At 67.8% G+C, this 14790-nt stretch carries 12 protein-coding genes; 8 read left to right on the top strand and 4 right to left on the bottom strand.

What is annotated here, in order from left to right:
- Window positions 1-10: 10 nt before the first annotated feature.
- Window positions 11-2026, top strand: a complete 2016-nt coding sequence (gene recQ / locus JW030_RS10730) for a DNA helicase RecQ (protein ID WP_188046256.1) — start codon at window positions 11-13, stop codon at window positions 2024-2026.
- Window positions 2027-2074: 48 nt separating this feature from the next.
- Here recQ and JW030_RS10725 read toward each other — a convergent pair whose 3' ends face one another.
- Together JW030_RS10725 and JW030_RS10720 are read right to left on the bottom strand one after the other, a co-directional pair.
- A complete protein-coding gene (locus JW030_RS10725) occupies window positions 2075-3094 on the bottom strand; it encodes a LacI family DNA-binding transcriptional regulator (protein ID WP_188046257.1) in 1020 nt (339 codons plus the stop codon).
- Between the two features lie 113 nt (window positions 3095-3207).
- The gene (locus tag JW030_RS10720) at window positions 3208-4860 is read right to left on the bottom strand and encodes a glycoside hydrolase family 13 protein (protein ID WP_188046258.1); all 1653 of its coding nucleotides are present in this window, start codon (window positions 4858-4860) and stop codon (window positions 3208-3210) included.
- A 262-nt stretch (window positions 4861-5122) separates the two neighbouring features.
- On the opposite strand from JW030_RS10720, the gene JW030_RS10715 reads away from it, so the two are divergent.
- The 3 genes from JW030_RS10715 to JW030_RS10705 all read left to right on the top strand — a co-directional run bounded on the left by JW030_RS10715 (window position 5123) and on the right by JW030_RS10705 (window position 9097).
- Window positions 5123-6358 carry a maltose ABC transporter substrate-binding protein gene (locus tag JW030_RS10715; RefSeq protein ID WP_188046259.1) on the top strand — a complete coding sequence of 412 codons (1236 nt, stop codon included), beginning with the start codon at window positions 5123-5125 and terminating at the stop codon, window positions 6356-6358.
- Between the two features lie 136 nt (window positions 6359-6494).
- Window positions 6495-8108, top strand: a complete 1614-nt coding sequence (locus tag JW030_RS10710) for an ABC transporter permease subunit (protein WP_188046260.1) — start codon at window positions 6495-6497, stop codon at window positions 8106-8108.
- Between the two features lie 92 nt (window positions 8109-8200).
- Window positions 8201-9097, top strand: coding sequence for a sugar ABC transporter permease (locus tag JW030_RS10705; protein WP_188046323.1), 897 nt, complete (start codon window positions 8201-8203; stop codon window positions 9095-9097).
- Window positions 9098-9106: 9 nt separating this feature from the next.
- On the opposite strand, the gene JW030_RS10700 is transcribed toward JW030_RS10705, so the two are convergent.
- Window positions 9107-9910: an isoprenyl transferase gene (locus JW030_RS10700; protein WP_370567040.1), complete on the bottom strand. Its 804-nt coding sequence runs from the start codon at window positions 9908-9910 to the stop codon at window positions 9107-9109.
- 87 nt (window positions 9911-9997) lie between these two features.
- Between JW030_RS10700 and JW030_RS10695 the strand changes: the two genes are divergently transcribed.
- Window positions 9998-10768 (top strand): hemolysin III family protein, encoded by a 771-nt coding sequence (locus JW030_RS10695; RefSeq protein ID WP_188046261.1) that lies wholly within the window; start codon window positions 9998-10000, stop codon window positions 10766-10768.
- Window positions 10769-10899: 131 nt separating this feature from the next.
- On the opposite strand, the gene JW030_RS13605 is transcribed toward JW030_RS10695, so the two are convergent.
- The gene (locus tag JW030_RS13605) at window positions 10900-11616 is read right to left on the bottom strand and encodes a GntR family transcriptional regulator (protein WP_285895462.1); all 717 of its coding nucleotides are present in this window, start codon (window positions 11614-11616) and stop codon (window positions 10900-10902) included.
- Between the two features lie 100 nt (window positions 11617-11716).
- Between JW030_RS13605 and JW030_RS10685 the strand changes: the two genes are divergently transcribed.
- The 3 genes from JW030_RS10685 to JW030_RS10675 all read left to right on the top strand — a co-directional run bounded on the left by JW030_RS10685 (window position 11717) and on the right by JW030_RS10675 (window position 14714).
- Entirely contained in the window at window positions 11717-12508 is a 792-nt protein-coding gene (locus JW030_RS10685; protein WP_188046263.1) for an SDR family NAD(P)-dependent oxidoreductase, read from the top strand.
- 50 nt (window positions 12509-12558) lie between these two features.
- Entirely contained in the window at window positions 12559-13884 is a 1326-nt protein-coding gene (locus JW030_RS10680; protein ID WP_188046264.1) for an amidohydrolase family protein, read from the top strand.
- 74 nt (window positions 13885-13958) lie between these two features.
- Window positions 13959-14714 (top strand): nucleoside phosphorylase, encoded by a 756-nt coding sequence (locus JW030_RS10675; RefSeq protein WP_188046265.1) that lies wholly within the window; start codon window positions 13959-13961, stop codon window positions 14712-14714.
- Window positions 14715-14790: the final 76 nt, after the last annotated feature.

Genomic DNA, 14790 nt, shown 5'->3' with positions numbered 1-14790 from the left:
AAGGAGCTTCGTGCTGACAGGGCAGGATCCGGCACAGATCCTCTCGCAGGTCTTCGGCTACGCCGATTTCCGGGGCGAGCAGGACGAGATCATCCGGCATGTGACCGGCGGCGGCGACGCCGTCGTGCTCATGCCGACCGGCGGCGGCAAGTCGCTGTGCTACCAAATTCCGTCCATCGCCCGCGAGGGCACCGGGATCGTTATCTCGCCGCTGGTCGCGCTCATGCATGACCAGGTGGCGGCCCTGCGCCTCGCCGGCGTGCGGGCCGGCGCCCTGAACTCGACGATGGACGCTGGCGAACAGCGCCAGGTCACCGAGGCGTACCGCGCGGGCGAGCTCGACCTGCTGTATCTCGCGCCCGAGCGCCTGTCATCGCCCGGCACCATCGAGTTTCTCGCCTCGGGCAAGATCGCGCTCTTCGCGATCGACGAGGCGCACTGTGTGTCGCAGTGGGGCCATGACTTCCGCCCGGACTACCTGCGCCTGGGTGCCCTGGCCGAGCGCTGGCCGGACGTCCCGCGCATCGCGCTGACCGCGACCGCGACCCCCGAGACGCACCGCGAGATCACCGAGCGGCTGCACCTCGGTGCGGCTCGCCACTTCGTCGCGAGCTTCGACCGCCCGAACATTCGCTACCGCATCGGGGCGAAGGACCAGGTGCGCAAGCAGCTGCTGGCGTTCATCCGTGACGAGCACGCGGGCGAGGCCGGCATCGTCTACGCCCTGAGCCGCAAATCAGTCGAGCAGACCGCGAAGTTCCTGCGCGATCAGGGTATTGATGCGGTCGCCTACCACGCGGGTCTCGACGCGTCCGAGCGCATGCGGGCGCAGACGCGCTTCCTGCGTGAAGATGGCGTCGTGGTGTGCGCCACCGTGGCGTTCGGCATGGGTATCGACAAGCCCGATGTCCGCTTCGTCGCGCACATCGACCTGCCGAAGTCGGTCGAGGGGTACTACCAAGAGACGGGCCGCGCCGGACGCGACGGCGCCCCCTCCGACACCTGGCTCGCTTACGGCCTCGCTGACGTGGTGCAGCAGCGCCGCATGATCGAGACGGGCGACGGCGACGTCGCCACGAAGCGCAACCAGTCTCGTCACCTCGACGCCATGCTCGCGCTCTGCGAGACGGTCGCCTGCCGCCGCGTCTTCCTGCTCGACTACTTCGGCGAGCACGAGAACACGGCCTGCGGAAACTGCGACGTTTGCCTCGATCCGCCGGTGCTCTGGGACGCGACCGTGCCGACCCAGAAGCTGCTCTCGACGATTCTGCGCACCGAGCGCGAGTATGGCCAGCGCTACGGGGCCGGTCAGCACATCGATGTCCTGCGTGGCGTCGCCTCGGCGCGCGCCAGCCAGATCGGGCTTGACAAGCTGAGTACCTGGGGCATTGGCCAGGACTTGAACGCGACCCAGTGGCGCGGGGTCGCCCGGCACAGCGTCGCCACCGGGCTGCTCGCCTCAGTGGGAGAGTGGGGCGTTCTCACCCTGACCGACGAGAGCCGTGCGGTGCTCGCCGGGACCGCGAAGGTCGAGCTGCGCGAGGAGGTCCTCGCGGCGAAGGCCCCGCGGGCGCCCAAGGCGTCCGCCGCGACGCTCGATTTGGCTCCGGATCAGCTCGAACGGTTCGAGCGCCTGCGCTCATGGCGCGCCGAAGAGGCGCGCGAGCAGGGCGTCCCCGCGTACATCGTGTTCGGCAACGAGACGCTGAAGGCGCTCTCAGTACACCGGCCGTCTACCCTCGAAGAACTCGGCGGCATCAGCGGCATCGGCGAGGCGAAGCTTGAGCGATATGGCGAGGCGGTGCTCGACGTGCTTGCCGGGCTCGGCGAGCCGGCCGCGGACCTGGTCGCAGCGGCTGCCCCGGCGACGGCTCCAGCGGTCGCCCCAGCGCGCAGGCAAGCCCCCGCGCGCCAAGCGCCCGCCCGGCCCACCGTCACGAGCGCGCCGCCCGCGGACGAGGCGCCCTTCGAGTTTCCGGACGAGCCGCCGTACGACCCCTACGACGAACCGCCCTACCCAGGCTGAGTTCGGCGGCGGGTGTCCCGCAGCCGGGATCCTGCCGGGAAAGTCCAGTTAGCTCAACGGTCGGGCCGTCGACGAGCGCACGCGCAGCTCGAAGGGCAGCGCGGTGGGCGCCAGCGTCGGGGACGTCGAACTTCCGGGCTCGAGTTCGTCCATGAGGATCTCGACGGCCATCTCGCCCTGCACGCGTGGAAACTGTGCGATCGTCGTGAGGTTGAAGAAGTCTGCGAGGTCGTGGTCGTCGATGCCCACGATCGATACGTCACCCGGCACGGCGAGACCGAGGTCTCGTGCGGCGAGAATCGATCCAATCGCCATTTCATCCGAGGCGGCAAAGATCGCGGTCGGACGGTCATGCGGGGTGCCGAGCAGCTGCTTCGCCGCGTGATAACCGCCGGCAACCGTGAAATCTGCACGAGCGAGCAACCGCGGATCGGGGGTGATTCCGGCATCGGTGAGCGCGGCCTCGTAGCCGGCGCGCCGGCTCGTCGGGAGGTGGAAGTCGAGGTCGAGGTCGAGGTTGCCGCCGATGTGTGCGATGCGCGAGTGGCCGAGGCTGATGAGGTGTTCGGTCGCGAGGCGAGCGACCGTAACGTCATCGATCATCAGCGTGCGCACGCCGGGGATCGGCCCGCCGACGCCGACGAGCGGCTTGCCCAGGTCGTGCAGCCGCGCGACCTCGGGCTCGGTGAGCTCGAGCGACACGGCGATCACCGCGTCCACGCGTTGGCGCATGAGGAAGTGCTCGAAGACACTCGCGCGCTCACGGCCATCCCCGGCGAGGTTGTACAGCGTGAGGTCGTAGCCGCGATGAATGAGGGCCTGCTGCGCGCCCTCGAGCACCGAGGAGAAGAACCAGCGGTTGAGGAACGGCACCACGACGCCGATGTTGCGGGTGCGCCCGGAAGCGAGGCTCGACGCGTTCGACGAGACGACGTACCCGAGCGACGCGGCGGCCACCTCGACCTTGGCTCGGGACGCCGGTGACACGTGCCCGCGACCGCTGAGCGCGCGCGACACCGTCGCGGTCGAGACTCCCGCGAGTCGCGCAACCTCTTCGATGCTGGCCATGGCTCCTCATTCCCGGCGAGTGCCGAGTCGACTCCGGCAGTGCCGGAGGGTTCCCGGCCGTGCCGGATCACAGAAATCCTACTGGTCTCCTGGTGCTTCGGCGGCCGGATCCGCTAGGACTCGAGCCACGCGGTCGTGTCGGCGGGGAGGCGGTCGCCGTCGAGCGGCCCGCTCGCCCGCAGGAGCGTGCCGGCTGGGAGCTCGACGGGCACGTCGCCGGTGTTGGCGACAACCACGACCTGTCCGTTGCGGAACGCGATGACGGGCTCTGGGAACCCCGGCAGCCACTCGAGGGTGCCCGCTCCCAACCCGTATGCGCGCCGCAGGGCCAGGGCATCACGATAGAGCGAGAGCGTCGATTCGGGGTCGTCCTGCTGCACGTCCCGCGCAAGCTCGGCCCATTGAGCGGGTTGCGGCAGCCAGCTGGCGTCGGTCGGGCCGAAGCCGTACGAGGGCGCGGACGCCTCCCACGGCAGGGGCACGCGGCAGCCATCCCTGCCGTAGCGCTCGCCGAGGGTGCGGAACCATGTCGGATCCTGCCTGGCCCCATCGGCGAGGTCGGTGACCTCGGGCAGCCCGAGCTCCTCGCCCTGATAGAGATAGACCGAGCCGGGGAGCGCGAGCATCAGCAAGGTGGCGGCGCGGGCACGTTGGAGTCCCTGGGCGTACTCGGGAAGTCCCAACGAGCGGGAGCCGAGGCCGTGGCCCTGGGGGTTCTCGACGGTGAGCGAGAGGCGGGTTGCGTGTCGGACGACGTCGTGATTCGACAGCACCCAGGTGGAGGGAGCGCCCACCGACGAAAACGCCGCGAGCGAGTCGTCGATGACCCCGCGCAGGGCGTTCGCGTCCCACGGAGTCTCCAAGTACGCGAAGTTGAACGCCTGGTGCATCTCGTCGGGGCGCACCCACTGCGCAACCCTAGAGAGGGGATTAACCCATGCCTCGGCCGCGAGGACGCGGTCACCGGGGTACTCGTCGAGCAGGGTGCGCCAGTCCCGGTAGATCTCGTGGACCTCGTCCTGGCCCCAGTAGGGAGCGCTGGCGGCACCCTCGTCGGGATCGTCCGCGCCTCCGCCCATGCTGCCACTTGCGGGCGGGGGAGTGAAGTCGGGCAGGCCCTCGGCCTTGATCATGCCGTGTGCGACGTCGACACGGAAGCCGTCGACACCGCGATCGAGCCAGAACCGCAGGATGCGACGGAACTCCTCGCGGACCTCCTCGTTCGTCCAGTCGAAGTCGGGCTGCGAGCTGTCGAAGAGGTGGAGGTACCACTGGCCCGGGGTGCCGTCAGCCTCGGTCACGCGGGTCCATGCTGGCCCGCCAAAGACGGACTGCCAGTTGTTCGGCGGTCGCTCGCCGCGCTCGCCGAGGCCGTCTCGGAAAAGGTAGCGCCCGCGTTCGGCGCTGCCAGGCGCGGCGGCGAGCGCCGACTGGAACCACTTGTGCGCGTCGGAGGAGTGGTTCGGGACCAGGTCGACGATGACCCGGATGTCCTGCGCGTGCGCCGAGGCTACGAGGCCGTCGAAATCGCCGAGGGTGCCGAAGAGCGGGTCGACGTCGCAGTAGTCGGCAACGTCGTAGCCGGCGTCCTTCTGCGGTGAGGTGAAGAAGGGCGAGAGCCAGATGGCGTCGATGCCGAGTTCCTGCAACGCTGCAAGCCGCGACGTGATGCCGACGAGGTCGCCCATGCCGTCGCCATTCGCGTCAGCGAACGAGCGCGGATAAATTTGGTAGATCGCGGCAGTGCGCCACCATTCGGAAGTCATGCGGCGACTGTACCTGAACTCACGCAAATGTGAAAGCGCTTGCAGGTAGCGGCGCCCGCCAGTCGGTTACAAATGGGTATCGATGCATAAATATTGTTTTGATTGGGAACCTGAGGCAGGGTATAACTGTAATCGCTTGCACAATGCTGGCGAATCGTACGAAAGAACGGCTTTTCGAGTGTGATGCACGTTCACTGATGAACGAGAATTGCATCACGCAGGCGAAGGCGCCGATCTCACACACACGGAGAAGGGCACACCAATGAGGGTGAACAGAAAAAGCCTGCTCGCCGCCGGGGCCGTAGCCGCGATCGCGACGCTCGGTCTCACGAGCTGCACTGCAAGCGACGGCGGAGCGAAGGACGAAGCGGCCTCGAGCAGCTCGCTGACGGTCTGGGTGGACGCTGAGCGCATCGACGCGCTGCAGGGCGCCGCCGACGCGTACTCGGAGGAGAAGGGGATCGAGGTCAAACTGGTCAGCAAGGACAACGCTGACATCAAGGACGACTTCATCCAGCAGGCACCCACAGGCAAGGGCCCCGACGTAGTCATGGGCGCGCACGACTGGCTCGGCGAGTTCTCGACCAACGGCGTCGTCGCCCCCATCGAGCTCGGCGACGCTGCCGACGGGTTCCTCCAGGTGGCCATCGACGCGTCCACGTACGAGGGCACGACCTACATGCTGCCGTACGCGGTCGAGAACATCGCGGTGCTGCGCAACGCGGACCTCGTCCCGGAAGCGGCCACGAGCTTCGATGACATGATTGCCAAGGGTAAGGCGGCCGGGCTCGCTCAGCCGTTCGTGGTTGAGCAGGGCGCGGAGGGCAACCCGTACCACCTGTACCCGTTCCAGACCGCGTTCGGCGCCCCCGTCTTTGGGAGCGGCCCCGACGGGTACGACCCGACTGACTTGCAGATCGGCAACGCCGGTGGCGAGCAGTTCGCCACCTGGCTGGGCGGGCAGGGAAAAAGCGGCACCGGTGTCTTCAATACCGATGTTGACGGCGACATCGCCAAGCAGGCCTTTATCGACGGGACCGCGGCATTCTGGCTGACCGGCCCGTGGAACGTGGGAGCTGCGATTGATGCCGGCATCAACGTCTCGGTCGACAGCGTGCCGAGCCCAACCGCGGAGACCGCGGCGCCGTTCGCCGGGGTCAAGGGCTTCTTCGTCTCCTCGGAGTCGAAGAACAAGGTTGCCGCGAACGACTTCCTGGTGAACTACCTCGGTACTGAGGAAGTCCAGCTCGAGCTGTTCAAGGCAGGCAATGTGCTCCCCGCGCTTTCGGCCGCGGCGGAGACCGCGTCGAGCGATCCAATCGTCGCCGGGTTCGCTGCGGTCGGCGCCGACTCGGTACCGATGCCGGCCATCCCCGCAATGGGTGTCGTCTGGCAGTATTGGGGCATTGCCGAGGCCGACATCATCAACGGTGCCGATCCGGTCGCCACCTGGCAGAAACTGGCCACCGACGTACAGGCCGCAATCGACGGGAACTAACCCATCCGTTGATGCAGTTCGCGCAACGGACCAGATCGGGACCCGGGCAGGGGCCCGATCTGGTCCTGCGCAAGCAGCGCTACCGGACAGCCGAATTCCGTTCACTATCGATGAGTGAGACGAAAGAGCGAGCAGTATGAGTACCACGATCGACAACGGGGCCGATTTGGACGCGGGGGCGACCCGAAAGCAGCGGCGGGCGGCAGGCATCGCAGAGGCCGCCTCTGGTGGGATGAAGGTGCTGTTACTCAAGCTGGTCATGCTGGGCGTCGTGGACGCGATTGCGATCTACGGATTGATCGTCCTAGCGTCGGCCGGGCAGTGGCTCGTCGCGGGGCTGGTCTTCGTGGTCACGGTGGTCGTGAACTGGATCTACTTCTCACCCCGCAAACTCCCCGCGAAGTACCTCACTCCTGGCGTGATCTTCCTGGTCGTGTTTCAGGTCTTCGTGCTCGTCTACACCGGCTACGTCGCCTTCACGAACTACGGCACGGGCCACAACGGTTCCAAGGATCAGGCCGTCTCATCGCTCATGTCCTCCTCGCTGCAGCGCGTGGAAGACTCGCCCACCTTCCCGGTGACCGTCGTCGACCAGTGGGGCACACTGGGCCTGCTCGTGGTCGACCCGGTCGGCGAGACGCTGCTCGGCACGAACGAGCAGCCGCTCGCCCCCGTCGACGCCGAGATGGACGGCGATCGCGCCGTCGCGGTCGAGGGCTGGACCTCCTTGACCTTCGCGGAAGTCATTGCGCGCACGGACGAGATCACAAACCTCGCGGTGCCGTTCTCGCAAGACCCGAACGACGGTGCACTGCGCACCCCGGACGGCTCGAGCGCCTACCTCTATGTCTCGAACCTCGCGTACGACGAGGCCGCGGGCACCATGACGAACCTCGACACCGACGTCGTCTACTCCGACATTGGTACGGGCGCGTTCACCTCTGACACCGGAGCAGAGCTCCTCCCTGGCTGGCAGATCCCGGTCGGCTTTGACAACTTTGTGCGGGCCGTGACCGATACGCGGCTGCTCGGTCCGCTCGTCTACGTCACCCTCTGGACCTTTGCGTTCGCGCTCATCTCCGTCGCCTCGACGTTCTTCCTCGGGTTGCTGCTGGCCATCGTCTTCAACGACAAGCGCATGAAAGGACGGAAGTACTACCGGGTCTTGATGATCCTGCCGTACGCGATCCCGTCCTTCCTCTCCGCGCTGATCTGGGCCGGCATGATGAACGAGAGCTTCGGGTTCATCAACCAGGTGCTGTTTGGGGGAGCGGACATCCCCTGGCTCACCGATCCGGTGCTCGCCAAGTTCTCGGTATTGCTCGTCAACCTCTGGTTGGGATTCCCGTACATGTTCCTGGTGTGCACCGGGGCACTGCAGTCGATCCCCGAAGAGCTGGAGGAGGCCGCGACCGTGGACGGCGCGAAGCCCTGGGCGGTCTTCCGACTCATCAAGCTGCCGCTGTTGCTCGTCTCGGTGGCGCCGTTGTTGATCGCGTCGTTTGCCTTCAACTTCAATAACTTCAATGTGATCTACATGCTGACCGACGGCGGCCCGCGCGACTCGAACGCGCCGATCCCCGTCGGCCACACCGACATCCTGATCTCGATGGTCTACAAGATCGCCTTTACGGGACAGACCCGTGACTATGGCCTCGCGAGCGCGTACTCGATCATCATCTTTATCATCGTGGCAGTGATCGCCGTGCTTGCCTTCCGTCGCACCAAGTCCCTCGAGGAGCTGAACTGATGGCCAACCCACGTTCCCACCGCCGCACCCCGACGGATCTTGAATTTAGTGAGCAAGAGATGCCTGTTGATCTCTCAACGCGCGCGACCCTCATGCGGGACGCGGGTGCCGGGATGAAGCCGCCCCGCAAGCCGCTCCACCTTCGCCGCTGGTTTGCCGCGACGGGGTGGCGGCACCTGGTGGGCATCGCCGTCGTCCTCTTCTCGCTGTTCCCGATCATTTTCGTGGTGTCGTCGTCACTCAATCCGCACGGGACGCTCACGGGCTCGAACGCGCTGTTCTCAAAGATTGGCCTCGACAGCTACGCGCGCATTCTCACCAACCCGCAGGTGCCGTTCCTCCCGTGGTTTGGGAACACTCTTCTCATCTCGGGCATCACGGCGGTGCTGACCGTGTTCCTTGGGGCGCTCGCCGCGTACTCTTTCTCGCGCATGCGCTTCGCGGGGCGCCGCTTCGGCCTGATCTCAATTGTGGTCGTCCAGATGTTCCCGCAACTACTGGCCGTCGTCGCGATCTTCCTGCTGATGAGTGCGATCGGCGACTGGTTCCCCGCAATCGGCCTCAACACGCATATCGGCCTGATCATGGTCTATCTCGGTGGCGCACTCGGCGTGAACACCTACCTAATGTATGGCTTCTTCAATACGGTGCCGGTGTCGATCGACGAGGCGGCAAAGATTGATGGTGCCAGCCATGCGCGCATCTTCTTCACGATCATCTTGCGGCTCGTCGCCCCCATCCTCGCGGTCGTTGCCCTGCTGTCGTTCATCGCCTCGGTGAACGAGTTCGTCGTGGCCTCGGTGCTGCTGATCGACACCGAGAAGCAGACGCTCGCCGTGGGGCTCACCAAGCTTGTGTCGAACCCGCGGTACGCGGACTGGAGCGCCTTCTCGGCCGGCGCGGTCATCGCCGCGCTGCCCGTGGTGGCGCTCTTCCTGTTTCTGCAGAAGTACATCGTCGGCGGGCTCACCGCCGGGTCAGTGAAGTAACCCGCGGCGTTAGCTGCCGTAGCGGCGGTTGCGGCGTGAGTAATCGCGCAGCGCGCGCAGCAGATCGACCTCGCGGAGGTCCGGGTAGAGCGCGTCAACGAAGTAGAACTCGGAGTGTGCGGACTGCCAGATCATGAAGTCGCTCAGGCGCTGCTCGCCCGAGGTGCGGATGACGAGGTCAGGGTCGGGCTGCCCGCCCGTCCAGAGGTGCTCGCCGATCTGATCGGGGGTGAGTCGCTCAGCGAGCGAGTCGAGGTTGCCGCCGTCGCGCTGATGCTTCTCGATGATGCTGCGCACCGCCGCCGTGATTTCGCTGCGCCCGCCGTAGCCGACCGCGAGGTTGACGTGCAGCCCCGTGTGGTCGCGGGTGCGCTCCTCGGCGCCCCGAATCGCGCTGCAGAGCGACTCGGGCAGGCCGTCGCCGGAGCCTACATGCTGGATGCGCCAGTCGGGCTGCTCGCCCAGCACCTCGGCGAGGTCGGCGATGATGCTGAACAGCTCGTCGAGCTCGGCCGAGTCGCGGCCCGTGAGGTTGTCGGAGGAGAGCAGATAGAGCGTGACGACCTGCACGCCGGCGTCCTGGCACCAGCCGAGAAACTCGGGGACCTTGCGCGCTCCGGCGCGGTGCCCGAAGGCGGCGCGCTCCTGCAGCCGCAGCTTCGCCCAGCGGCGGTTGCCATCGACGATGACCGCGACATGGTGCGGCACCCGGGCCGGGTCGATCTGCCGGCGCAGGCGTCGCTGGTATAGGCGGTAGAGGGGACCATCGTCGGGCTGCTCCGCCGAGCTGGGGCGCGGATCTCGCATCACCATGCAACTGTACCGGTTCGCATACCCGAGAACAGTGGACGCCGCCCGATGTATGTCTCGGAGTTCAGCGGCGATCCGTAGACTCGGCACATGACGCCAGACCCCGCCGCAGAACGCTCAGCGCGTCCGTTTCCCGAGCCCGATAGCCTGTCGATCCCGCTGCTCGAGGACTCGATCGACCACGAGGCGGATCCTGCTCTGCCGGGGGTGCCGACCGATGAGGCGAAGCCGACCTGGCGCGGCTGGATCCACGCGGGCACCTTTCCCGTCACGATCGCCGCGGGCATCGTGCTCATATCCCTCGCCGACGGCCCCGTCGCGAAGTGGGCGTCCGCGGTGTTCATGCTCACGAGCATGCTGCTCTTTGGCAACTCGGCGCTGTATCACCGCATCAACTGGAAGCCGTCGACCAAGCAGATCTTCCGCCGCATCGACCACGCCAACATCTTCCTGCTCATCGCGGGCACCTACACCCCGCTCGCGCTCCTGACGCTGCCGCTTGACAAGGGGCTGATCCTGCTGGTCGCGGTCTGGGCGGGCGCCATCTTGGGCGTCGCCTTCCGAGTCTTCTGGATCGACGCCCCGCGTTGGCTCTACGTCGCCCTCTACGTCGGACTCGGCTGGGCGGCGATGGCGTTTATCGTTGACATCGCGCACGCGAACCTGGCGGCTATGGTGCTCGTCGTCGTCGGCGGACTGCTCTACACGATTGGCTCAGTCGTCTACGGGATGAAGCGGCCGAACCCGATCCCGGGGGTCTTCGGATTCCACGAGATCTTCCACACGCTCACCGTGCTGGCGTTTCTCTGCCACTGGGTCGCGTCTCTGCTGGCAGCGCTCGACCCGTTCTACCTGCGTTAGGTCGCGCAGGATCCTGCCCCGCGTGAATTATTCCGGAAATGACAATCATTTCGGAGTGTTTGGGGCGGTTCGATCCGTAATGATTGTCGTTTCCGACATGATTGACGGCGGAGGTGACCGGGTCGCCCGGCTCAGACCGTGCGCAGCATCGAAAACGCGATGCGTCCCTCGATGAAATAGGTGCGGGAGTAGAGCAGGAGCGCGCCCTCGGCGTCGTAGTGGAGCTGGTCGAGCAGCAGGTAGAGCGCTTCGTCTTCGGCGTCGGGGCCCCAGGCGACGTGCGCGGAGGACACCGCGTGAATTTCGGCCACGCTGTGGTCGGGCACGCGGCCCAGCTGCTCGCGCAGGTACCCGAAGATTGAGCCGTCGAGGTGCTCGGCCGGGCGGCCCTCGGGGAAGACGCCGACGGGGATCAGGTCGTAGGAGTACGCCACGAGCTCGCCATCGGCGAGGATCGCGCGGCGCGCTTCGAGCGCCGTCGCCTCTGCGGTGAGGCCCATCTTCTCGGCCTCGTCGGGCATGACGGGGCGGATGACTCGGCTGCGGTACGTCATTCCGGGCTGCTGCCCCATCGCGCGAATGGAGTCGGATACTGAGGTCAGCCGCTCGAGCCCGGCGCGGATGCGCGGCCGGTCGCTCACGAACGTGCCAACGCCGTGCTGGGTGCGCACGAGCCCGGTCGCCTCGAGCTCTCGGAGCGCGGCGCGCAGGGTGGGCCGCGAGACGCCGTAGCGCTCGGCGAGCTCGTGCTCGGTGGGCAACCGTTCGCCTGGCGCGTAGGTCCCGTTCCCGAGGGCACTGCGCAGCTCGCCGGCGACATGGGCAACACGGGTGAGGGCTCTGACCAACGCTGGGCTCCGATCGGCGAAGACGCGAGGAGGCCACACGTCTTGGCGTCGTCGCATCCCCGGACTAGGGTTGTTTTACAACATACCGGAAGGCGGGGACATGTCGACAGTCGGCTCCACTGCTCAGGCTGATCCCTTCTCGATCTCGGGCCAGCGCGTGCTCGTCACCGGCGGCGCCGGCGGCATCGGCTCGGGCATTTCACGTCGCTTTGCGGCGGCGGGCGCCCGGGTCGCTATCCAGTACCGCTCGTCGGCCGTCGCGGCGGAAAGGCTCGCGGACGAACTGTGCGCCGCCCACGGCGACGGCTCCGCGGTCGCCATCGCGTGCAACCTCGACGACGCTGACGCCGCCGAGACGCTCGTCGCGCGCACGGTCGCAGCGCTCGGCGGCATCGACGGCGTCGTGAATAACGCGGGCGTGCAACCCGTGCAGACGCTCGACGAGATGAGCCGCGCCGACTGGGACGGCATGTTCGCCACGAACCTCGGCGCAGTCTTCGCCGTGAGCGCCGCCGCCGCCGCGGCGATGGCCCCCGGTGGCTGGATCACCCACATCGCCTCGATCGAAGCGACCCGGCCGGCCGTCGGCCACGCCCACTATGCGACCGCGAAGGCCGGCGTCGTGATGCACGCCCGCGCCGCCGCCCTCGAGTACGGCCCCCGCGGCCTCCGCGTGAACACGGTTTCGCCTGGCCTGATCGACCGGGGCACTCTCGAACAGGACTGGCCCGAGGGCGTGGCGAGCTGGAACGCCGCCGCCCCGCTTCGCCGCCTTGGCCGCCCCGACGACATCGCGAACGCCTGCGTCTTCCTCGCCTCGCCGGGCGCGAGCTTCATCACCGGGCACGAGCTGGTCGTCGACGGCGGAATGCTCGTTACGCCCGGCTGGTAGCCGAGCCGATCCTGCCATTACGCGTTTCCCTGACCCCGAGAGCACACACCATGAGCGAGCCCCACGCCGAGCGCACCGCGCAGGTCATCCACGCCGACTGGATGCTGACGCCGAGCGGCGCCGTCGCCGACGCCGAGCTGGCGTTTGACGCCGCCGGCCTCATCACCTACGCCGGCCCGCGACGCGAGGGGAGCATCGCCGACCACGTGCTCGCCGGCCACGCGTTGATGCCGGGCCTCGTGAACGGGCACACGCACTCCGCGATGACGCTGTTGCGTGGCTCGTCCGACGACGAGGGCTTCATGCCGTGGCTCGACGAGGTGCAGGCGCTCGAGCAGCACCTGACCCACGATGACGTAGCGACGGGCCTGCAGCTTGCGATGCTCGAGATGATCGAGAGCGGCACGACCACCTTCGCCGACATGTACCACTGGGATGCTGAGCTGCTGGGCCTCGTGCGGGCCACCGGCATGCGCGTGCTCGCTGCCCCCGCGGCGTTCGCGGCAGATGCGGTCGCCTTCCCCGGCGTCAGCCCCTGGACAGGTGCCGAGGCCCTGGATCAGACCGAGGCCCTCGCCGAGCAGTTCGCCGGCGACCCGCAGATCAGGCTCGCCTATGGCCCGCACGCGCCCTACACTTGCCCGCCGGAGTTCCTGCGCGAGGTGGGGGAGCGCGCGGTGCGAAGCGGCCTGCCCGTGCACATTCACATCTCGGAGTCCGCCGCCGAGGTCGAGCAGATCCTCGAACGCTTCGGGGCGACCCCCGCGGACTTTGTCGCAAGCCTCGGCCTGTTCAACGCCCGCGTACTCATCGCCCACGGCGTGCACCTCACCCCCTCTGAGCTCGAGATGGTTGCTGCCGCGGGCGCCGCCATCAGCCACAACCCCGTGTCGAACCTGAAGCTCGGCAACGGCATTGCGGCGCTGCCCGAGTGGCTCGCATCGGGTGTGGACATCGCGCTCGGCACCGACTCAGTCGCCAGCAACAACACGCTCGACCTGTTCGAGGAAATCAAGACGGGCTCGATCGTGCACCGCGGGGTGCACCAGGACGCCGCCATCGTGCGCTCGCTCGATCTCATCGAGCTCGCCACCCGCCGCGGCGCCGTGGCAGTCGGTTTCCCCGAGACGGGCGCTCTCGAGGCCGGCCGACTCGCCGACGTCATCGCGCTCGATCTCACCGGCAACGCCGCGACCCCGCTGCCCTCGCTCACCTCCCACATCGGCTTCGCCGCGCGAGGCGCCGACGTGCGCCACGTCTTCATCGGCGGCCGCCACGTCTACGCGGACGGCGCGCACCTCACGCTCGACGCCTCCGCGGTCCGGGTGGCCGCGCTCGCTGCCTCCCGCAGGATCCGGGCGGCCGCTGCCCGCTAGGCGCCGCGGCCGGGATCCTGCCCGGACACCTCAACGTTTCATCTCCCACCGAACCACCTGTGAAAGGACCTTCCATGGCTCCCGTCCGACTTCCCGCCGATGCCGAACTGCCGCTTCTGCGCGCCCGTGTCTCTGACCTCGCCCCCCGCGCCCTCGTCGTGGGCGACCCGGCGCGCGCGGCGCTCGTCGCCAGCCGTCTGGACGACGTCAAGCAGCTCTCGAACAACCGTGAGTACCACGTGTACACGGGCACTCACCGCGGTGTCCCCGTGACGGTGGCCTCGCACGGTGTCGGCGCTGCCGGCGCCGCGGTGTGCTTCGAGGAGCTCGCGCGCGGCGGCGTGACCCGCATCATCCGCTCGGGGACCGCCGGCGGCATGCAGCCCGACGTGGTTGACGGCGCGATCGTGGTCGCCACCGGCGCGGTCCGGGCCGACGGCGTCAGCCACCAGCTCGTCCCCGCCGAGTTCCCGGCGATTGCGACCCCCGAGCTCACCATCGCGCTTGCTGCCCGCGCCGCCGAGACCGGCCTGAGCGTGCACCGCGGCATCGTGCTGACGGGCGACATGTTCTACCCGAGCGACGTCATCACGGGCGTCGACCACAAGATGTGGCAGCGCGCAGGCATCGTCGCGGTCGAGATGGAGGCCTCGGCGCTCCTCGTGATCGCGTCGCTGCACGGCATCGAGGCGGGCGTCGTGCTCGCGATCGACGGCAACCCGCTGAACGCCGCAGACGAGTCGATGGGCGACTACGATCCGTACCGCGAGATCGTGACCCGCGCGGTCGACGGGGCGCTCGAGACGGCGCTCGACGCGCTGATCGCCTAGTTCGTCACCGCGGCGCGCTGTCTCGGGCCCTCGGGGCCCCGGCGCCGCGCCGCCGCCGAAAATGCACCCCTCCGAC

Source organism: Leucobacter sp. CX169 (assembly GCF_017161405.1).
In the GTDB taxonomy this organism is placed as follows: domain Bacteria; phylum Actinomycetota; class Actinomycetes; order Actinomycetales; family Microbacteriaceae; genus Cx-87.
The sequence above is the reverse complement of the archived record's forward strand: the minus strand, read 5'-3'. Positions and strand labels throughout refer to the sequence as shown.